Raw genomic sequence first — 18117 nt, forward strand, 5'->3', positions numbered from 1 at the left:
TGTTAGCTTTTAGAAAGTACTGTACTATTGGAAGAGACTATTGGCTAACAGCTAGTGGCTAGCAGCTCAACTCAACTGCAAAGCTAACCCTTTTCCGGCGCTGGCTGACTTTTTTCGAGGGCGATGAGGCGGCGCTCCAACTCGGGCAGGCGGCGGTAGACGGCCGTGGCGCGCTGGTTTTCCTTAAGGCCGATAGCCGGGTAGCCTTGTAAAATCTGGCCTTCAGTTTTGGTAGACTTTTGCACGCCGCTTTGCGCCGTGATGGTGGTGCGGTTGGCCAGGGAGATGTGGCCTACTAAGCCTACCTGCCCCGCCAGCACGCAGTAGTCGCCCACCTTAGTAGAGCCCGAAACACCGGTTTGGGCCGCAATGACGGTGTGGCGGCCAATCTCGACATTGTGCGCAATCTGCACTAGGTTGTCAATCTTAACGCCTTGACGGATAAGTGTTGAGCCCATCGTGGCGCAATCAACGGTAGCATTGGCTCCGATGCTCACATCGTCTTCCAAGATTACCTGGCCAATCTGTGGAATGGCCTTGTAGGAGCCATCGGTTTGGGGAGCAAAGCCAAAGCCATCGGAGCCCACCACCGCGCCGGCCTTGATAACGCAGCGCTTCCCAATAGCAGTGTCGGCGTAAATCTTGGCGCCAGCGTGGATGATGGTATTGTCGCCGATGTGCACCCGGTCGCCGATGTAGGCGTGGGGGAAGATTAGCACGTTTTCGCCCAGTACGCAGCCCTCACCCACGTAAGAAAAAGCTCCGCGGTAGTGCCCGCCGCCAATAGTAGAGCTAGCGCCTATAAAGCTGGGCTCTTCCACGCCGCGCCGGCTAAAGCGCGTGGCTTGCTGGTAAAACTCCAGCAGCTTGGTAAATGCCGAGTAGGGGTCGGCCACCCGAATGAGCGCGGCGGCTACTGACTGGCGCAGCGGCAGCTCGGGGCTGATAATGACGGCCGTAGCGGCGGTAGTGTAGAGAAACTGCTCGTATTTGGCATTTGCCAAAAATGCTAGGGCGCCGGGGCCGGCTTCTTCGATTTTTGCCAGGCTCGACACGGTGGCGGCTGCGTCGCCTTCCACGGTGCCGCCCACCACCTGGGCAATCTGACCAACGGTAAATTCCATAGGGAGGCAAAAGTACACGGCGCGCCCGCTACGGCGCGTGCAAGATGTCGGTCCCGAAGTAGGTGTGGAGCCGCTCGCGCAGTAATGCCACGAGCGCAGCATCCTGAAACTGATAGTCGTCAGGAATGCGCAGGTTAACTAACGCTTTACCCCGCAGTTCGTCCCGGAATTTGGCGCGCAGGCGGTCGGCGTGCTTCTTCTCCATCACAAATATGACGTCGGCCCACCCTAGGTGCCCCGCCGCCACCCGCACCCGGGCGCCCGGCTCGGTACCTGCCGAGCGTGCCTGCACCTCGGGGTGCCCGTCGAAAAGCCGCTCGGCGGTGAGACTGCGCCAGCGGTTCTGGCTGCAAATAAAAAGGAGCTGACTAGGTAAGGCGGCGGGCACGCAGGGAGTAAAATGGTAGCAGAATTGACCTAGGCGCGACCCTGCTCGGCCAGTACACGCAGGGTTTCTTGGTGGCGCTTCTCGGCTAGGTCTTGGCTGCGCGACACCACCGCCCAAATGGCAGCCGGAATCCAGCCAATAAGGGTGACCTGCAAAATAAAGCACAGGATACCCTTGAGGATATGGCCGTTGATTATCATCGACAGTGGCGGAAGCAGAATGGCGAGCAGCATCGGAAAAAGGCGAGATGAAGTGACGTGAGCTTATAGCATACGCAAACTACCACCTAGGGTGTGCGGAGCACTGAGGTTGTGGCTACGGCACGTCTGTCACGCGCACTTTCACGCCCTTAACCTTGGCGCCGTTTAGGCGCTCTAGCACGTCGGTAGCTTGCTTGCGCGGCACTGCTACGTAGGAATAGAAGTCGAATACCTCGATGCGGCCCACGTCTTCGCGGGCCAGCCCGCCTACGTTGACGATAGCGCCAACTAAGTCGTGAGCGCTGACTTTATGCTTTTTACCGGCCGTGATGTGCAGCGTAACGGTGGTGGGGCGCGGCGGGCGTGCGGCGTTGGCGGTAGGCAGGGGCGGGGGCGTTAGGCGAGCCCAAGTCACGGCTTGCGCAGCGGGCCAGCCTTGCACGCGGGTTTGCTCGGGTGGGGTGGCGAGCAGGTGAGCGGTGCCAGCGGCACCGGCTCGGGCCGTGCGCCCGGCCCGGTGCTGGAAGGTTTCGGCGTCGTGCGGCAGGTCGTACTGAACAACTGTGTCGAGGGCGGGCACGTCGAGGCCGCGGGCAGCCACGTCGGTGGCTACTAGGGCCTGGGCCGAGTTGTTGCGCAGCTTCATCAACGCTTTGTCGCGCTCGGGCTGGGGTAGCTTGCCGTGCAGTACTTCGGCCGCCACGCCCCGGCCGCGCAGAAACTGGGCTAGCTCCTGCACCTTCTCTCGGGTATTGGCGAAGATGAGCGTCTGACCCGTTTCAGGCTGTTGCAGTAGGTGGTAGAGCGCAGCGGGCTTCTGCTCCACGGCATTGAGCACGTGGCCGCGCAAGGTGAGCGATGATGGCATAGCGGCCGCGCCACCCTCGGCCGCGGCGCCGGGCACCAAGCCGCCCTCAGCAGTTAGCATGCGCGGGCGGGTTAAGTACTCGCGCACCAGGGCCATTACCTTGTCGGGCATGGTGGCCGAAAACAGCAGCGTTTGCCGCCGCCTAGGTAGGCGGCTTACAATAGTGGCCATTTCCTGCTGAAACTTCAATTCCAAGAGTTTATCAGCCTCGTCCAGCACCATTACTTTAAGCTGGTTGGGAATAATGTTGCGCTTTTCGAGGTGGTCGAGCAAACGGCCGGGCGTGGCTACTACCACGTGCGGCGTCTGCTGCAAGGTCTTCACTTCGTCGCGCATAGCGTGGCCGCCGTAGAGGGCCGCCACCCGCAGGCCGGGGGCAGGCAGGTACTTGCCCAGGCTCTTGAGGGCTTCGCGCACTTGCAAGGCTAGCTCGCGGGCGGGCACTATCACGATGGCCTGCACGGCCTTGGCAGCCGGGTCGATTTGAGCTAAAATGCCCAGGCCATAGGCGGCCGTTTTGCCCGAGCCAGTGGGTGCCTGGCCGGCCACGTCCTGGCCCGCCAGCACGGGCGGCAGCACCAGTGCTTGAACTGGCGTGGGCTGGGTAAAATTTAACTCGGTCAGCGCCTGCGCGAGCGGGGCCGGAAGGTTGAAATCGGAGAAAGTGGCCGGAGTGGCAGAGTCAGCTTGCATCCAGCAAAGGTAGCCATAGGTGAGTGGGTAGAGGACCACAGCAGGCGTGTGATTAGCGGAGCAAGAATATCTAAGCTTACTTTCTTGCTTCCTCATGCTGCTCGGCCACGTTCACTAGCTTGTAGCGCACGGCAGATTTCTTGGGCCGGATGTCAAGCCCCACGTGGTGGGCATACACTTGTGTGAAGGCGGCGCCGAAGTAAAAAATCATGGCTGAGTAGAATACGAAGAGCAGTACCAGCACTAAGCTAGCCGCCGGGCCATAGATAGGACCTAGGTCGCGCGAAACCAGTAGCAGGCCCAGCACCCGCTCGCCGGCCTCAATGAGTACGGCCGTGAGCAGTGCTCCGCGCCGCACGGCCCGCCACGGCACCTTGGCCGCACTGAGGGTGCGAAATACATAGCCGCACCACACCGCCAAAATCAAGAGGCTCACCACCGCATTTAGACCCTGCACTAGGTAGTAGGCAAAGGTGGCGTCGAAACCCGCAATAGCCTGGCTAAAGAAAGCCAGCGCCGCGTCGGCCGAAAAGGCCAGTACCGATAGCCCAGCCGTGGCCAGCAGCACGCCGCCGGAGCGCAGCCGCTCGCGCAAGGCCACCGATACCTGGCTCACCTGCCGCCGAGGTCGCACGTGCCACAACTGGTTCAGCGAGTGCTGAATAACGGTAAATAACGTAGTAGCTACGAAGACTAAAAACGCAAACCCTAGCCAGGTGATAAGCCGGTTAGTGCCAGCATTGGCCACGTTGTGCACCGTTTGGGCTACTAGGCCCGCTGCCGACGAGCCAATGAGCTGGCTGAGCTTGGTGAGCAGCATGAGGCGGGCACCGCGGGCCGAGTACACCGAGCCTAGCAGTTGCACCAAAATAATAACGATGGGCGGCAGCGCAAACGACGTAAAAAACGCCGTGGCCGCGCCCAGCCGCAGGGGGTCGTTGGCGGCAAGCTCGCGGGCGGCGCGGCGCAGCAGCAGGTACTGCTCTACCCACCAAGAGCGGTGGTGCAGAGGCGGGTGGGTAGCTACGGGTACAGGACTGGGCATACTAAACTTAACGCCGGGTAGACAACATTTTATTCCAAAGCGGGTAAAAAAGAGACGGTCCCGCTGACCGCAGCCGAGCTCGATACCTCAGCCGCGCTTGCTGCCAACAGTTATCAGGCCCGCTAGTTACGCACATGTCCATTACTTCCATATCAGCTACCGGGGTCCGGGCCGTGCCCGAGCCGCCGCCCCGCACCTGGGTGCAGCGCCGCCTGCTCGACCCCTTTATGAGCTTGCTCAAGGCTGGGCTTTCGCCTAGTGGCTTGGCCCTCACGGTAGGGTTAGGAGTAGCCTTTGGGCTGGCTCCCACGTTTGGTATTACTACGATTGTAAGCACGGCCGTGGCCCTGCGGCTACGCCTCAATGTGGCAGCTATTCAGCTGGTATGCCACTTGCTCAGCCCCGTGCAACTCATTTTATTTCTGCCCTTTCTACGCTGGGGAGCTACCATTTTGGGCCATGGTGAGCAAGTAGCAAACCTCACGTTTGAGCAAATCAAACAGATGGCCAGCGCCGAGGGCTGGGGCAGCGTGCTGCACCTGCTGTGGCGGGCCGAACTCGGGGCCTTGATGCTGTGGGTGCTAGCAGCCGTGCCGGTAGTAGCAGCACTGTACATAGGCTTGCGGCCGCTTTTCCGCAAAGTGGTGCAGCGCCAGGAAGAAGCAGAAGCCGTGCCTGCCTAGCTCGCTAGTACTGCCACCTAGGCACCTAGGCAACATTATAAACAAAAAGCTACGGCGCCCCCGGTTTGAGCGGGGGCGCCGTAGCTTTTTTGCCCTAGGGTGGCTCAGCCACCCTAGGGCTGGTGCCGAACTAATCTAGGCCACGATGTACACGGGCTGCACGTCGGCCATTTTGAAATAGGGGTTCACGCCCTCATCCGAGTTTAGGTCCAGCAACATGAGGTCAACGTGCTGAAACTCGCCGGTGCGGCCTTCGAGGGCTGGGCCCAGCTGAGGTAGGAACTCGGGGTTCTGGTCGGTGGTGTCGAAGGCTAGCAGCAAGCGGGCGGGCTGGCTGGGGTCGTTGGCCAGGGTCATTTGAGCCAAGTAGATGGCACGCACTGTGGGCACGGTAGCACCGAAGGCGCGCAGACTGTCTTCGAGGCCCTCGGGCATTTTCTCAGGCTGGCTGAGGGTTACCTGGGCATCGGGTGGCAGGCCGCCGGGCTGCGTGAGCTGGCCGCTGAGCATAGCCCCGATTTCATCGGCGGGCAGCAGCTTGCCGGCCGGCGAGAAGGGGTTGAGTACTACGTCTTGGCCCTGGGTCATGCTGAAGAACGCATGGCCAGGCAGGCGCACGTAGGTTACGGGGCCGTTGTCGACGCCGCCATCGCTCATGCGGGCAACCGACGAGAAGATAGGTATCTTATTGTCTTGCAGCACTTGCAGCTGAATCTGCTGGCCTTCCTCCAAGATAGCCTCGCCGGGCTCCTGGCCCTCTTGCGGGGCCAGCACTAGCAATACTTCCTCGCCGAGCAGGGCACGGTAGAAGTCGGGGCGGGCGGCCTCGTTCACAGAGGCAATCAGCAGCAGCTCTTCCAGAATATTTTCGGGCTGGAAGGGCAGCTCGGGCAGTTCCTGCGGCTCGGGCATGGGCGGCACAAACTGCTGGTTGGGGGCTGGCACCGGGGCAGGGGCTGCGGGCGCTACGTAATTGGAGCCCTGGTAGCGCGGACCAGCCTTAGGAGCGGCGGAGGCGCCTTCCGCTGGTGCCGACGGCGTAGCGGCGGGCGGGGTAGGCTGGGGCTTGTTTTTGAAAATGTCGAGGAGTCCCATGTAGGTAGGAATAGAAGAAGAGAAGGCAAATGTAAGCCGAGCCGCCCGCGGCTGCGCTACCCTAGCGCTCGCCGCAGGCGCGCAGCTCGGTTTCGGTGCCGGCGATGGTGCGGGAGCCGGCTGGGCCGGGGTGGTTGCCCCAGTGGCCCTCAATATAGTTGAGTAAGTTGGTAATTTGGGCGGGCGAGAGGTGCCGGTGGGTGACCGTATCCTGCACCCCCAGCATTACTTGGTTGTAGCTCACGCCATTGACCACAATAGGCCCGCGCAGCCCTTGGCGCACAATGCACGCCAGCTGGTCTCGGTGCTGCGCCAGGTAGTCGGAGCCCGCTAGCGGCGGAATAAGACGCCCTAGGCCCTCGCCCTGCTCGCCGTGGCACCCAGAACAGTGCTGCACGTAGAGGCGCTCGCCCTGATGCTGCTTGTTGGTAAAGCAGCTGGGCAGCAGCGCAAGGCCCAGCGCCATAGCAGGAGCCAGCCAACGCAAGGCAATGGGAGCGGGGAAGGACATAACGGGCACTGCGCTAGCTTTTTTTCTGGCGCTCCTTCACCTCGGCCAGCAGCACGGGCAGGTCTTCGAATAGTGCCTGCACCTGTGTGGGGTTGAGGCTGTCGTAGAGGCCGCGCACGTGGCCCTGGTCGTCAACGAGGGCGAAGGTACCATTGTGCGCAAAGCCGCCGGGCGCGGTTTTGTCGGGCATGGCGGCCGTGTAGAGGCCGTGTGCTAAGGTAAACACGCTGTCCTTGCTGGTGCGCACAAAGCGCCAGTTGGCATTGGTGGGGGCACCTAGGCGCTGGGCATAGTCGCGCAGCACGGCCAGGCTATCGTGGTCGGGGTCGATGGTGAAAGAAACAAAGCTCAGACCCGGCGTTTGGCCATATTTCTTATACACTTTCAGCAGCTCGCCGTTCATCTTGGGGCAAATGCCAGGGCAAGTCGCAAAGAAGAAATCGGTGAGGTAGACCTGGCCCGCGAAGTTTTGATTGGTCACGAGCTGCCCATTCTGGTCGTGCGCCCGGAATGCGGGCACCGTGGCAAAAACGGTATCGGCAGGGCCGCCTTTCGGGTTTTCGCGCACGTCGCGCTCACCTAGGATGGGGAGGCGCCGGGGTTCTTCGCTGCAGCTAGCCAGCAGCAGTGCCGCGCCCGCGAGCAGCGGCAGTACGCCGCGCCGCAAAACAGAGATTCGCATCAGAATAATAAGCAAAATACTGGCCTCGCAGCCTACTTAGTAGCAGGCGTGGCGGGCGTAGGTGTAACACCAGCCGCTGGTAGTTGGTGCAATGCCGCATTGGCCGAGTCGATGGCCCCGCGCAGGCGGCGCTCTACCCCGGCTAGCTGGCGCTGCTGGTCTTGCAGGTAGGTGAGGCGCTGGCTGGCGGGGGCGGCGCTGTCGGGTGCCTGGTAGTGGTGCATCCAGTTCATCATGGCCTGGTCGGCAGCCTGCATCTTCGCCATAATAGGAGTGGTCACGGCCGGCGCCTTGGCAGCGGTCAGCTTAGCTTTCAGCTCAAATAGCTGCTCGGTTTGGGTCATGGCGCGGTCGTGGTGCGCCATAAGGGTGTCTTCGAGGGCCCGCGCCTGGCCGGCTGGGGTAGTAGCGGCGGGGGTAGAGGAAGTACCTGCCCCGCCGCAGCTGGGCAGCACGGCAAAGGCGACTAGCGAGCAGGCCGCTCGGAGCGGCAACGATAGTTTTATCATGCCGCAAAGGTAGGGAAGGCCCGTGCCGGGCTACACAATTTGGGGCCGGGCCGGTTAAGAAGGACGCCCTAGGTGCCCCCAGGACGTATAATACAGCGGTAGCTAGGCTTAGCGCGCCCAGCGAATACCCGCTAGCTTTCATTCCCACAATCAGTTATATGCAAACCCGCCAACTCGGCCGCACCGGCCTTACTGTTTCTGCCCTCGGCCTCGGCTGCATGGGCATGTCCGATTTTTATGGCCAGCGCGACGACGCCGAAAGCCTGCGTACCCTGGCCCGGGCCCTCGAGCTGGGCGTCACCTTCCTGGACACGGCCGACATGTACGGCCCCTACACCAATGAAGAGCTGCTCGGCCGCTTCTTCAAGGAAGACCGCACCCGCCGCGACCGTGTGCAACTGGCCACCAAGTTCGGCATTGTGCGCGACCCCAACGACCCGAGCAAGCGCGGCATCAGCGGCCGGCCCGACTACCTGCGCCAAGCCTGCGAAGGCTCGCTGAAGCGCCTAGGGGTTGACCACATCGACCTGTACTACCAGCACCGCGTTGACCCCACAGTGCCCATCGAAGAAACCGTGGGGGAGATGAGCCGCCTCATCGAGGCAGGCAAAGTACGCTTCCTAGGCCTCAGCGAGGCCGGGGCCGAGACCATCCGGCGCGCCCACGCCACGCACCCCATCACGGCGGTGCAAACCGAATACAGCCTCTGGAGCCGCGATGTGGAGGTAGATGTGCTACCCACGCTGCGCGAGTTGGGCATTGGGCTAGTACCGTACTCGCCCCTAGGTCGGGGTTTCTTGACGGGCGAGATTCAGAAGTTCGAGGACTTTGCGCCCGACGACTACCGCCGCTTTTCGCCCCGCTTCCAGGGCGAGAACTTCGATAAGAATCTTAAGTTGGTAAACCACCTGCGCGACCTAGCCAAGCTGAAAGACGTCACGGCCGGCCAGCTGGCTTTGGCGTGGGTTCTGGCCCAAGGCGATGACCTAGCCCCGATTCCGGGCACCAAGCGCGTGAAATATCTCGAGGAAAACGTGGCGGCCGCCGATATCAAGCTAAGCGCCGACGAGCTGCGCCACCTCGATGAATTGTTGCCCCTAGGTGCCGCCGCGGGCACCCGCTATCCCGAAGCCATGATGGCGGCCGTGAACCGGTAAGGACGCCTAGCTGAATTTATCCTGGTGAGGGCGGCGCCGCAATTGCATCCGAGTCGATGTCGTTTGCGGTGCCGCCCTCACCAGGATAATTTTTTCGCGATAGGAGGCGAATTACGAGGTTAAATAGGCAGTGCGGTAGAGCATAGTAGCACTACTATCCGAAAGCTTGTCACGAACCCTGCTCGCTGCTGAGGAGTAAGATGGGTTTTTCTCTTCCCGGCGTATGAGTCTGACTATTGAAACGAAGTACGGCCCCGTGCGCGGCCTCCAAGAAGGCCCTGTGCGCGTGTGGCGCGGCCTGCCCTACGCCCAAGCCCCGGTGGGCGAGGGGCGGTTTCGGGCTCCGCAACCGCCGCAGCCCTGGACCAAGGTACGCGAGGCTACGGCCTTCGGGGCGGTAGCGCCACAGCTGTCAGTCGGGCTCGAATCGCGGTTTAACGTGCGCCCTGACGCGGCCCCGCCCCCGGCGCAGTCCGAAGACTGTCTTTTTCTAAATGTCTGGTCACCAACTACTCCCGGCAAGTATCCGGTGATGGTGTGGGTGCACGGCGGCTCGTTTGTAACGGGGAGCGGCAGCATGCCCCTCTATGATGGCGCACGGTTTGCGGCGCAGGGCGAGGTGGTAGTCGTCACACTCAACTACCGCCTCGGCGCGCTGGGTTTCCTGCACCTAGCCGACATAGGGCCAGCCTTCGATAATAATCTAGGTCTGCTCGACCAGATAGCTGCCCTACGGTGGGTGCAGCAAAACATTGCGGCTTTCGGTGGCGACCCTAGCCGCGTTACCGTCTTTGGCGAGTCGGCCGGAGCCATGAGCATCGCGGCGCTGTTAGGGATGCCCGCAGCCGAAGGCTTGTTTCAGGCCGCCATCTTGCAAAGTGGCGCGGTGCGGCTCCAGCAGCCCGCCCAGGCTAAGCTCGTGGCGCAGGGCATGTTGCGTGAGCTAGGCGTTAGTGACCCTGCCGCGCTGCGTACACTTCCCGTAGAGGCCCTGCTGCAAGCGGCCCAGCGCCTGCTGCGCACGTTTCAGGGCGGCTTGCCTTTTCAGCCGGTGCTCGATGTGGCGGCCCTGCCCATGCACCCACTCGAAGCGCTAGCAACAGGCGCGCGGCGCTTCCTGCCCCTGCTCATTGGCACCAACCGCGACGAGGGCAATCTCTTCGTGCCGCCCGATGCGACGGGCCAGCACCTAGAGCGCCTGCTCACGCCCTACATGGCCCCCGAGCAGGCGCTGGCCATCGCGAGACAGTACCCAGCCTCGCGGCAGGGGCAAGCCGAGCTTATTACCGATACTGTATTTTGGTTGTCATCTCTGCAACTAGCTGAGCGGCAACTGTCCCACGCACCAGTCTGGATGTATCGCTTCGACTGGCAAGTACCCAGCGGGCAGCCCATCCCCGGGGCTTTTCATGCCCTAGAGTTAGGGTTTGTCTGGAATGCGCTCGATATGCCTGCCGCGCAGATTTTCCTCTCCAACGCACCCGCGCCCCAGTCGCTGGCCGATGCTATGCATCGTGCCTGGCTAGCCTTCGCGCATCACCACGACCCCAATGGGCCGGGCCTGCTCCCCTGGCCACGCTATGAATTGCCTGCGCGAGCTACGCTTATTTTTGCCACTGAAAGCCACGTAGAGGAAAACCCGCAACAAGCGAGGCGAAAGCTCTGGGCCGGTACGGCGCTAGGGTAAGCAGGCGGTCTAAGCACACGTAGGAGATAAGCGAGGTAGCAAAAAGGCGTGCCATTGCTTCGCTAGCGAAGCAATGGCACGCCTTTTTGACTGCTCCTTCACCTAGCAATAGTCCCGCCTTTGCTGTAATTGTACTGTTGGCTGGTAGACATGTCTTAATGCGATGGTTGTTATAGGGCTAGCAGCCACACTGCCTGCGCTATCCCCGCCGCAGTACCAGCACCCGCTCAGTTTCCTCAGTCACCTTAAAGCGGTCGTCGGGCCGCAAGCCCACCACCCAGCATATTTTGCCGTCGGCCGAGGTTAGCACCCGCACGTTGTCTTTGAGGTTGAGAGGGGTTTTTTGGTCAATAAGAAAGTCGCTCAGCTTCTTCTTCCCCTTGAGCCCTAGGGGCATAAAGGTGTCGCCCTCCTGCCACTTGCGCAGCGTGAGCGGAAACTTCAACTTATCCGCATCAAGCGCCGTCGAGCCTTTGCCCTTCGGAATATCAAACGTGCTGGGGTCGATTTCCAGTAATTCCGCTGTGAGACGCACGCCATCGGCACGCAGCTCCGTTTGCCCTGCTGCCAGCTGAAACGTGCCGAAGCCAGCCAGCGAGCGGGGCGTGATAACGAGCTGGTCGCGGTCCTTTACCAAGCGGTGCGTGGGCGAATCGAACTGCCGCCCGGCCGGCGCATGAAAGGCAGCCACGATGTCCTTTACTACCAGATACGAGAAGCCGAACGGCCGCAGTAGCTCGTGCAGCACCAGCGCTGTGGCAGCCGTTTTTTGCAGCGTGGCAATGCTGAGGTAGGTGGCCTCGGGCTCATCGCGGCGAGCTTCGGCGGCGGTATCGGCTACATAGCGGCGCACGATTTCCTCGGCCCCGCCCACGCGCTCGGCGGTGATACCTAGGGTGTTGTCGAGGTTGGGATTAATCTCGCGCAGCACGGGCAGCACCTGCTGGCGCAGGCGGTTGCGCTGGTACACGGGGCTGTCGTTGCTAGCATCTTCGCGCCAGATGAGGCGGTTTTCGACCACATAGTCGTAGAGGTCATCTTTCGCGCAGGGCAACAGTGGGCGCACCACGTGCCCGTTTTTGGCTTGAATGCCGTGCAGCCCCGCCAGCCCAGTGCCGTGGGTGAGGTTGAGCAGCATAGTCTCGGCCGCGTCGCGCTGGTGGTGGGCCGTAGCAATCACGGCCAGTCCCTCACGCTCGCGCACCGCCTCAAACCAGCGGTAGCGCAGCAGCCGAGCGGCCATTTGGGTCGAAATGTGCTCCTGCTCGGCGAAGGCTTTAGTCTGGAAAAACTCGACGAAGTAGGGCGCATCGTACTGCTTGGCCAGCTTACGCACAAACTGCTCGTCGGCGTCGGCCTCCTCGCCGCGCAGCCCAAAGTGGCAGTGCGCCACTGCTACTTGCACCCCTAGGCGGTGCAGCACATCGAGCAGCACCACCGAGTCGAGTCCGCCGCTAACGGCCACCAGCACGGTATCGGTGGTAAGATTAAAAAGTTGATATTCTTGAATGAACTGGCGAACCTGGTCGAGCATGAAGGCAGAAATAGCAAGCGGCAGTGGTAGCGGCTATAGGTAGTAAGCAATAAGAAACATTACGAAATTAGCTGCTTACCGCTGGTAGAAGCTCCTGTGGAGAAGTTCACGCGCCTGTCAAACGTGGAGAGTACCGCAGGCGCCCAACTTGAAAGATGAAATAAGAATGTGCTAGCGGCTGCTGGTATAGCTTTGTCTTATACCGAACTCGAAACTTATGAGAAAACTGTTAGCTCTCGCACTTACCGCTGCGGCTTTAGGCAGTTGTCAAAAAAGCACTACCGAGCCTAACGAAGACACGGCCGCGCTACATGACCAGTTTCATGGCAAGTACCGCTTAGTATCGGCAATGGCTGAAACTGCAGTTGACCTTAATCGGGACGGTCAAGCCTCTAAAGATTTATTGAAGGAAATTCCTGACTTGAGCTTGTCGGCGGGACAATTGATTTTGCTTATCCAAAACAATGTGAAGCTGTTTGAGCAGTTTTGGCCGCAAGCCTATGTAACGCAAGATTATCGGCAAAGCAGCCCTGACTCGTTGCTATTACAAGGATATGCTGACCAAATAATGCCGCGGTATTTTTCATTTGATAAGTCGATAACGCGCCTGGTAGTCGAGCCTGGCCCCGCTGCCGCTGCCGACGGCGGCCGCTTTCCTGCTCCCGAAGAAGTGAAGCTTGAAGGCAATGAACAAATCCGAGTGGTAGTAAATCGATTGCTTTTTACGCGCCAAGGCTGGCGCTTAGTGCGCGTTACCACCTGGTACAAGCGTTACACAATTATCACGTAGTAACCCTCACGCACAGTAGGGGTACGTTAGCCACATCTGCCGTGCGTGAGGGTATAAGCTACCGCACACCTAGACGATTACGCCGCCAGCCCGAAGCTGTGGCCTCCGCAGCTTCGCCAGCTGCTACCGGCGCGGCGGGTTTCTTTTCGTTCAGCAGCATCGCTACCAGGGCGGCGGCTACCTGCGCGGTGCCTTCGTCGGGCGTGCCGGGGGCCAGCACGGCGGGGCTGAAATGGTCGCGGATAAAGTTTGTATCAAAATTACCGCTCACAAAAGCTGGGTGCTTGAGCACGAAAGTGCCGAAGGGCAGCGTGGTTTCGATGCCCGTAATCTGGTACTCAGCAATGGCACGCAGCATCCGCTCGATGGCCTCCTGGCGGGTGGCCCCGTAGGCTACCAGCTTGGCAATCATGGGGTCGTAATAAATTGGAATATCCATGCCTTGCTCGAAGCCATCATCGACGCGCACGCTGGGCCCTTGGGGGCGCACGTAGGTGGCAAGGCGTCCGATGTCAGGCAGGAAGTTGTTTTGCGGGTCCTCGGCGTACACACGCAGCTCTAGGGCGTGGCCGTTGATGGCTAGGTCTTCCTGGCGGAAGGGCAGGGGCTGGCCCTCGGCGACCCGGATTTGCTCTTTTACCAAGTCAAGGCCCGTTATCATTTCCGTGACGGGGTGCTCTACTTGTAGACGCGTATTCATTTCGAGGAAGTAGAAGCGGTGCTGGTCGTCGAGCAAAAACTCCACGGTGCCGGCCCCGGCGTACTGGCAGGCGCGGGCCACTTCCACGGCGCAGCGGCCCATCTCGGCCCGCAGCTCAGGCGTGAGTACGGACGACGGCGCTTCCTCAATTACCTTCTGGTGGCGGCGCTGAATTGAGCACTCACGCTCAAACAAATGCACGATGTTGCCGTGCTCGTCGCCTAGGACCTGAATTTCGATGTGGCGCGGCCCGGTCACGAACTTCTCGATAAACACGGCCCCGTCGCCAAACGCTGACACGGCCTCGTTGATGGCCAACTGCATCTGCTCCTCAAACTCGTCGGCGCGGTGCACTAGGCGCATGCCCTTGCCACCGCCGCCGGCCGAAGCTTTTATCAGAATCGGAAAGCCAACTTCCTGGGCAATTTGCTTGGCCACTTCCACGTCAGAAATAGCTTCGTCGGTGCCTGGCACCAGCGGAATATTATAGGCTTTCACCGTTTGCTTGGCCGAAAGCTTATCACCCATCAGGTCCATTGCCTCGGGGCTAGGGCCAACGAAAATCAGCCCTGCTTCGCGCACGGCGCGGGCAAAACCGGCATTTTCTGATAGAAAGCCATAGCCGGGGTGAATGGCATCGACGCCTAGGTCTTTGCAAATCTCAATAATCTTGTCGCCCCGCAGGTAGCTCTGGGCCGAAGCGGGCGGGCCCACGCACACAGCCTCGTCGGCGTAGCGCACGTGGGGCGAGAGGCGGTCGGCCTCTGAGTAGATGGCTACCGTGGCGATGCCCATTTCGCGGGCCGAGCGCAGCACGCGCAGCGCAATTTCGCCACGATTGGCAACCAGGAGCTTAGCTATTTTTTTCATGCAAGGGTGGGAAGTAGCGCGGACTTTCAATCCGCGACGATAAGGGGCAATACGAAGCACTCGCGAATGAAACGTCGGCGCTACGCACTGCAAAGAAAACCCTGGCGGCCGGCCTTACGCTAAAAGCCCCTACACCAGCATTGCGCCGATGCCCAAATTATGCACATCGCCGGGGCTGGGCTATCTTTGCAAATTGACTAATGCGCCGGCGGGGCCACCCGGGCTCGTCGGCTTCGCTCTTTTTACCTTATCCCCCAAGTTTTTCAGTGGATATTTTCGACCGCGTTACGGCCAATCGAGGCCCACTGGGCTCGCACTCGCACTACGCCCACGGCTACTTCACGTTTCCTAAGCTCGAAGGCGAGATTAAGCCCCGCATGCAGTTTCGCGGGAAAGAAGTGCTCACCTGGAGCCTAAATAACTACCTAGGGCTGGCCAACCACCCCGAAGTGCGCCAGGCCGATATTGACGGTGCTTCCGACTACGGCATGGCTTATCCCATGGGCGCCCGTATCATGAGCGGCAACTCGACGCTGCACGAGCAGCTCGAAAATGAGCTTGCCGAGTTTGTGCAGAAGCCCAGCGCGCTGCTGCTCAACTTTGGCTACCAGGGTGTGGTCAGCATCATCGACTCGCTGGTGAGCCGCCACGATGCCATTGTGTACGACGCCGAGTCGCATGCCTGCATCATAGACGGTGTGCGCCTGCACCAGGGCAAGCGCTTCGTGTTTCCGCACAATGACATCGAGAACCTAGAAAAGCAGCTGGAGCGCGCCAAGCGCCTCACCGACGAAACGGGCGGCGGCATTCTGGTGATTACCGAAGGCATGTTTGGCATGAGCGGTAACCTCGGCAAGCTGCGCGAAATCGTGAAGCTGAAAGAGAAATACAACTTCCGCATCTTCGTGGATGATGCTCACGGCTTTGGCACCCTAGGGCCCACTGGCGCAGGCACGGCTGAGCATTTGGGCGTACAAGAGGGTGTAGACCTGATTTTTTACACCTTCGCCAAGAGCATGGCTAGCATTGGCGCGTTCGTGGCCGGCCCCGAAGGCGTTATTGAATATTTGCGTTATAACATGCGCAGCCAGATTTTTGCTAAATCGCTGCCCATGCCGCTCGTAATCGGTGCCCTGAAGCGCCTAGAGCTGATTCGCAACCACCCCGAGTACCGCGAAAACCTCTGGACCATCGTGCGTGCGCTGCAAAGCGGTCTGCGCGAGAAGGGCTTCAACATCGGTACTACCGAGTCGCCGGTTACGCCGGTGTTCCTCAACGGGCAGATTCCTGATGCTACGGCGCTCACGTTCGATTTGCGTGAGAATCACGGCATTTTCTGCTCCATTGTCGTTTATCCGGTCGTGCCCAAAGGCGTGATTATGTTGCGTCTCATTCCGACGGCGGTGCACACGCTGGCCGACGTAGACGCTACAATTACAGCTTTTGAGGCCATTGCGGCCAAACTCGACAAAGGACTCTACAGCAAGCAGCCCGCCACCACCTAGGGCGGCCGCTACGGCGGTGGTTTACGGCAAGCGCCGGCGGCTCGAAAGAGGCGCCGGCGCTTTTGATTTGTACTTTTCGAAGTCAAAAATAGCCAATTGCGCTCACGAACTCATCACACCAAAGGAAAAAATGGCCCTAGCGGCCCAGAAAGGCGGTTTTAAGAAAAACCTCAAAAGCTTGCCCGCGTAGAAAGTGCCTGTATATTAGGGCCGCGTAAGCACAATTTTTCTTTTCTCACCCAAACGCCAACCAATTTCATGGCTAATCCTTTCAACAAACTCAAGGACCTTGTTACCTCGCTGGAAGACGACTTCGAAAAGTCGTATGACAAAGGCAATGCCGCTGCTGGCACCCGCGTGCGCAAAGGCATGCAGGACCTGAAAAACATGGCTCAGGAAATCCGCCTGGAAGTGCAGAACCAGAAGAATTCGTCGAAGGACGGTGCTGCTGCCCCAGCCGCTAAAGCTGCTCCTGCTAAAGCCGCTCCGGCCGCTAAGAAAGCCGCTCCTGCTAAGAAGAAGTAATGTCGTAACCACAAATTCGGCGGATTTTTTGGATTCGTCGGATTTTGTGGCCGGACGCAATATGAAAAAGCCCCGCTACTCAGCGGGGCTTTTTCGTGGACCTAGGGTAGGTTAAAAGGGCTGCATTACTGGTTAGGTCAATTCTACTAGGTAGTAGCTTTTGCCTTTCTTCACAACCAAATACTTGTCGTGCAGCAGCGGCAACTCAGCCACTAGCACATCGGGCGAGGCTAGCTTGGTGCCGTTCACCGACAAGCCATTGGCTTTTACCAGCTTGCGCACTTCGCCGCGCGAAGGCAGAATCTGCTGGTTGGTAGTTTCGCTGAGGAGCACGGCCACGTTGAGGTCGGCCGTGTCGGCGCGGGGCACGCGCAGGTGCGGCAGGCCCGTAAATACGCCAACTAGTGTCGCTTCATCGAGTGCTGCTAGGTCGCCGCCGCCGAAAAGTACTTCGGAAGTAGCTACGGCTATCTTGTACGCTTCTTCCGAATGCACCCGGATAGTTACGTCTTTGGCCAGGGCCTTCTGCAAGGTTTTGAGGCCGGGGTTTTGAGCGTGCTCAGCTTCGATGGCTTCGATTTCTTCCTGCGTAAGCAAGGTAAAAACGCGGATAAGACGCGGCGCGTCAACGTCTTCGGAGCGTAGAAAGAACTGGTAGAACTGGTAGGGCGAGGTCAGGTTGGGGTCGAGCCACACGGTACCAGTTTCCGACTTGCCGTACTTGGTGCCGTCGGCCTTGGTGATGAGCTTGCCGGTAAGGGCGTAGGCCTTGCCCTCGCCGTCGGTCATACGGCGTAGCAACTCGGTGCCGGTCGTGATATTGCCCCACTGGTCGCTGGCGCCCATTTGCAGGGTGCAGCCCAGCGTTTTGTATAGGTGCACGAAGTCGTAACCTTGCAGCAACTGGTAGCTAAACTCAGTGTAGCTGAGGCCGTCGGCCGTGTCGCCCTCGGCCGGGTTGATGCGGCGCTTTACCGAATCCTTGGCCATCATGTAGTTGACGGTAAGGTGCTTGCCTATCTCGCGCAGAAACTGCAAGTAGCCAAACTCCTTGAACCAATCATAGTTATTGACGAGCACTGCGCCGGTGGGCGAGTCGTTGAAGTCTAGGAATTTTTCGAGCTGGGCGCGAATACCGGCCTGATTGACGCGCAGGGCGTTTTCATCCAGAAAATTGCGCTCAGCTGACTTGCCGCTGGGGTCGCCTATCATGCCGGTGGCGCCGCCCACCAGCGCCACTGGGCGGTGGCCAGCGCGCTGCAAGTGCACGAGTAGCATGATGGTGGCTAGGTTGCCGATGTGTAGCGAAGCCGCAGTAGGGTCAAAGCCGATGTAGCCCGACACGGGCGCGGCGCTGGCCAGGTGCTCGGCGGTGCCGGGCATGGCATCGTGGTACATACCGCGCCAGCGGAGTTCAGTTAGTAAATCCAATTATGAATCAGAAATTATGAATTATGAATGGGCTCCAGGGGCGGGGAGGCCGCGCCGCATGGGCAAAGGTAGCCCAAGCCGTAATTTCGTATTCCGGCTTTTGCGTTGCGCCAGAGTCAA

17 protein-coding genes and 1 pseudogene are annotated in these 18117 nt (G+C 60.0%); 6 read left to right on the plus strand and 12 right to left on the minus strand.

Features of this window, described 5'->3' with window-relative positions; genetic code table 11:
- Positions 1 to 83 precede the first annotated feature (83 nt).
- From lpxD to FNT36_RS00830, 5 genes are all read right to left on the minus strand, one after another.
- Positions 84 to 1124, minus strand: a complete 1041-nt coding sequence (gene lpxD / locus FNT36_RS00810) for a UDP-3-O-(3-hydroxymyristoyl)glucosamine N-acyltransferase (protein WP_144843011.1) — start codon at positions 1122 to 1124, stop codon at positions 84 to 86.
- Between the two features lie 28 nt (positions 1125 to 1152).
- Positions 1153 to 1512 carry a low molecular weight protein tyrosine phosphatase family protein gene (locus FNT36_RS00815; protein ID WP_144843013.1) on the minus strand — a complete coding sequence of 120 codons (360 nt, stop codon included), beginning with the start codon at positions 1510 to 1512 and terminating at the stop codon, positions 1153 to 1155.
- Positions 1513 to 1541: 29 nt separating this feature from the next.
- Entirely contained in the window at positions 1542 to 1745 is a 204-nt protein-coding gene (locus tag FNT36_RS00820) for a YqaE/Pmp3 family membrane protein (protein ID WP_144843015.1), read from the minus strand.
- An 82-nt stretch (positions 1746 to 1827) separates the two neighbouring features.
- The gene (locus FNT36_RS00825) at positions 1828 to 3273 is read right to left on the minus strand and encodes a DEAD/DEAH box helicase (RefSeq protein ID WP_233635578.1); all 1446 of its coding nucleotides are present in this window, start codon (positions 3271 to 3273) and stop codon (positions 1828 to 1830) included.
- A gap of 76 nt (positions 3274 to 3349) precedes the next feature.
- Positions 3350 to 4318 carry a YihY/virulence factor BrkB family protein gene (locus FNT36_RS00830; RefSeq protein ID WP_144843019.1) on the minus strand — a complete coding sequence of 323 codons (969 nt, stop codon included), beginning with the start codon at positions 4316 to 4318 and terminating at the stop codon, positions 3350 to 3352.
- Between the two features lie 134 nt (positions 4319 to 4452).
- Here FNT36_RS00830 and FNT36_RS00835 point away from each other — a divergent pair, with 134 nt between their 5' ends.
- Positions 4453 to 5001, plus strand: coding sequence for a DUF2062 domain-containing protein (locus FNT36_RS00835; RefSeq protein WP_144843021.1), 549 nt, complete (start codon positions 4453 to 4455; stop codon positions 4999 to 5001).
- A gap of 135 nt (positions 5002 to 5136) precedes the next feature.
- Here the strand turns inward: FNT36_RS00835 and FNT36_RS00840 are convergent, their stop codons facing one another.
- From FNT36_RS00840 to FNT36_RS00855, 4 genes are all read right to left on the minus strand, one after another.
- A complete protein-coding gene (locus FNT36_RS00840; protein WP_144843023.1) occupies positions 5137 to 6096 on the minus strand; it encodes an enhanced serine sensitivity protein SseB C-terminal domain-containing protein in 960 nt (319 codons plus the stop codon).
- A 61-nt stretch (positions 6097 to 6157) separates the two neighbouring features.
- Entirely contained in the window at positions 6158 to 6607 is a 450-nt protein-coding gene (locus tag FNT36_RS00845) for a c-type cytochrome (protein ID WP_144843025.1), read from the minus strand.
- 13 nt (positions 6608 to 6620) lie between these two features.
- On the minus strand, positions 6621 to 7289 hold the full coding sequence (locus tag FNT36_RS00850) for an SCO family protein (RefSeq protein WP_144843027.1): 669 nt from the start codon (positions 7287 to 7289) through the stop codon (positions 6621 to 6623).
- A 32-nt stretch (positions 7290 to 7321) separates the two neighbouring features.
- The gene (locus FNT36_RS00855) at positions 7322 to 7798 is read right to left on the minus strand and encodes a hypothetical protein (protein WP_144843028.1); all 477 of its coding nucleotides are present in this window, start codon (positions 7796 to 7798) and stop codon (positions 7322 to 7324) included.
- A gap of 158 nt (positions 7799 to 7956) precedes the next feature.
- Between FNT36_RS00855 and FNT36_RS00860 the strand changes: the two genes are divergently transcribed.
- Together FNT36_RS00860 and FNT36_RS00865 are read left to right on the plus strand one after the other, a co-directional pair.
- Entirely contained in the window at positions 7957 to 8955 is a 999-nt protein-coding gene (locus FNT36_RS00860) for an aldo/keto reductase (RefSeq protein WP_144843030.1), read from the plus strand.
- 223 nt (positions 8956 to 9178) lie between these two features.
- Complete coding sequence (locus FNT36_RS00865; protein WP_144843032.1) at positions 9179 to 10642, plus strand: carboxylesterase/lipase family protein; 1464 nt, start codon at positions 9179 to 9181, stop codon at positions 10640 to 10642.
- Between the two features lie 199 nt (positions 10643 to 10841).
- Here the strand turns inward: FNT36_RS00865 and tilS are convergent, their stop codons facing one another.
- Positions 10842 to 12176, minus strand: a complete 1335-nt coding sequence (tilS, locus tag FNT36_RS00870; protein WP_144843034.1) for a tRNA lysidine(34) synthetase TilS — start codon at positions 12174 to 12176, stop codon at positions 10842 to 10844.
- A 349-nt stretch (positions 12177 to 12525) separates the two neighbouring features.
- On the opposite strand from tilS, the gene FNT36_RS00875 reads away from it, so the two are divergent.
- Positions 12526 to 12966, plus strand: coding sequence for a hypothetical protein (locus FNT36_RS00875; RefSeq protein ID WP_144843037.1), 441 nt, complete (start codon positions 12526 to 12528; stop codon positions 12964 to 12966).
- Between the two features lie 58 nt (positions 12967 to 13024).
- On the opposite strand, the gene accC is transcribed toward FNT36_RS00875, so the two are convergent.
- Positions 13025 to 14536 (minus strand): acetyl-CoA carboxylase biotin carboxylase subunit, encoded by a 1512-nt coding sequence (accC, locus tag FNT36_RS00880; RefSeq protein ID WP_144843039.1) that lies wholly within the window; start codon positions 14534 to 14536, stop codon positions 13025 to 13027.
- Positions 14537 to 14802: 266 nt separating this feature from the next.
- Between accC and FNT36_RS00885 the strand changes: the two genes are divergently transcribed.
- Both FNT36_RS00885 and FNT36_RS00890 read left to right on the plus strand, forming a co-directional pair.
- On the plus strand, positions 14803 to 16041 hold the full coding sequence (locus FNT36_RS00885; protein ID WP_144843041.1) for an aminotransferase class I/II-fold pyridoxal phosphate-dependent enzyme: 1239 nt from the start codon (positions 14803 to 14805) through the stop codon (positions 16039 to 16041).
- Positions 16042 to 16299: 258 nt separating this feature from the next.
- A pseudogene (locus FNT36_RS00890) lies at positions 16300 to 16476 on the plus strand (histone H1); the annotation flags it as partial.
- A gap of 222 nt (positions 16477 to 16698) precedes the next feature.
- Here the strand turns inward: FNT36_RS00890 and tyrS are convergent.
- Positions 16699 to 17997, minus strand: coding sequence for a tyrosine--tRNA ligase (gene tyrS / locus FNT36_RS00895; RefSeq protein ID WP_144843045.1), 1299 nt, complete (start codon positions 17995 to 17997; stop codon positions 16699 to 16701).
- Positions 17998 to 18117: the final 120 nt, after the last annotated feature.

This window comes from Hymenobacter setariae, from assembly GCF_007713685.1.
GTDB classification, from domain to species: domain Bacteria; phylum Bacteroidota; class Bacteroidia; order Cytophagales; family Hymenobacteraceae; genus Hymenobacter; species Hymenobacter setariae.

Coding starts and splice junctions, on each gene's coding strand:
- lpxD (WP_144843011.1), bottom strand. CDS start 1,124: ATGGAATTTACCGTTGGTCAGATTGCCCAGGTGGTGGGCGGCACCGTG.
- FNT36_RS00820 (WP_144843015.1), bottom strand. CDS start 1,745: ATGCTGCTCGCCATTCTGCTTCCGCCACTGTCGATGATAATCAACGGC.
- FNT36_RS00825 (WP_233635578.1), bottom strand. CDS start 3,273: ATGCAAGCTGACTCTGCCACTCCGGCCACTTTCTCCGATTTCAACCTT.
- FNT36_RS00830 (WP_144843019.1), bottom strand. CDS start 4,318: ATGCCCAGTCCTGTACCCGTAGCTACCCACCCGCCTCTGCACCACCGC.
- FNT36_RS00835 (WP_144843021.1), top strand. CDS start 4,453: ATGTCCATTACTTCCATATCAGCTACCGGGGTCCGGGCCGTGCCCGAG.
- FNT36_RS00840 (WP_144843023.1), bottom strand. CDS start 6,096: ATGGGACTCCTCGACATTTTCAAAAACAAGCCCCAGCCTACCCCGCCC.
- FNT36_RS00845 (WP_144843025.1), bottom strand. CDS start 6,607: ATGTCCTTCCCCGCTCCCATTGCCTTGCGTTGGCTGGCTCCTGCTATG.
- FNT36_RS00850 (WP_144843027.1), bottom strand. CDS start 7,289: ATGCGAATCTCTGTTTTGCGGCGCGGCGTACTGCCGCTGCTCGCGGGC.
- FNT36_RS00855 (WP_144843028.1), bottom strand. CDS start 7,798: ATGATAAAACTATCGTTGCCGCTCCGAGCGGCCTGCTCGCTAGTCGCC.
- FNT36_RS00860 (WP_144843030.1), top strand. CDS start 7,957: ATGCAAACCCGCCAACTCGGCCGCACCGGCCTTACTGTTTCTGCCCTC.
- FNT36_RS00865 (WP_144843032.1), top strand. CDS start 9,179: ATGAGTCTGACTATTGAAACGAAGTACGGCCCCGTGCGCGGCCTCCAA.
- tilS (WP_144843034.1), bottom strand. CDS start 12,176: ATGCTCGACCAGGTTCGCCAGTTCATTCAAGAATATCAACTTTTTAAT.
- FNT36_RS00875 (WP_144843037.1), top strand. CDS start 12,526: ATGGCTGAAACTGCAGTTGACCTTAATCGGGACGGTCAAGCCTCTAAA.
- accC (WP_144843039.1), bottom strand. CDS start 14,536: ATGAAAAAAATAGCTAAGCTCCTGGTTGCCAATCGTGGCGAAATTGCG.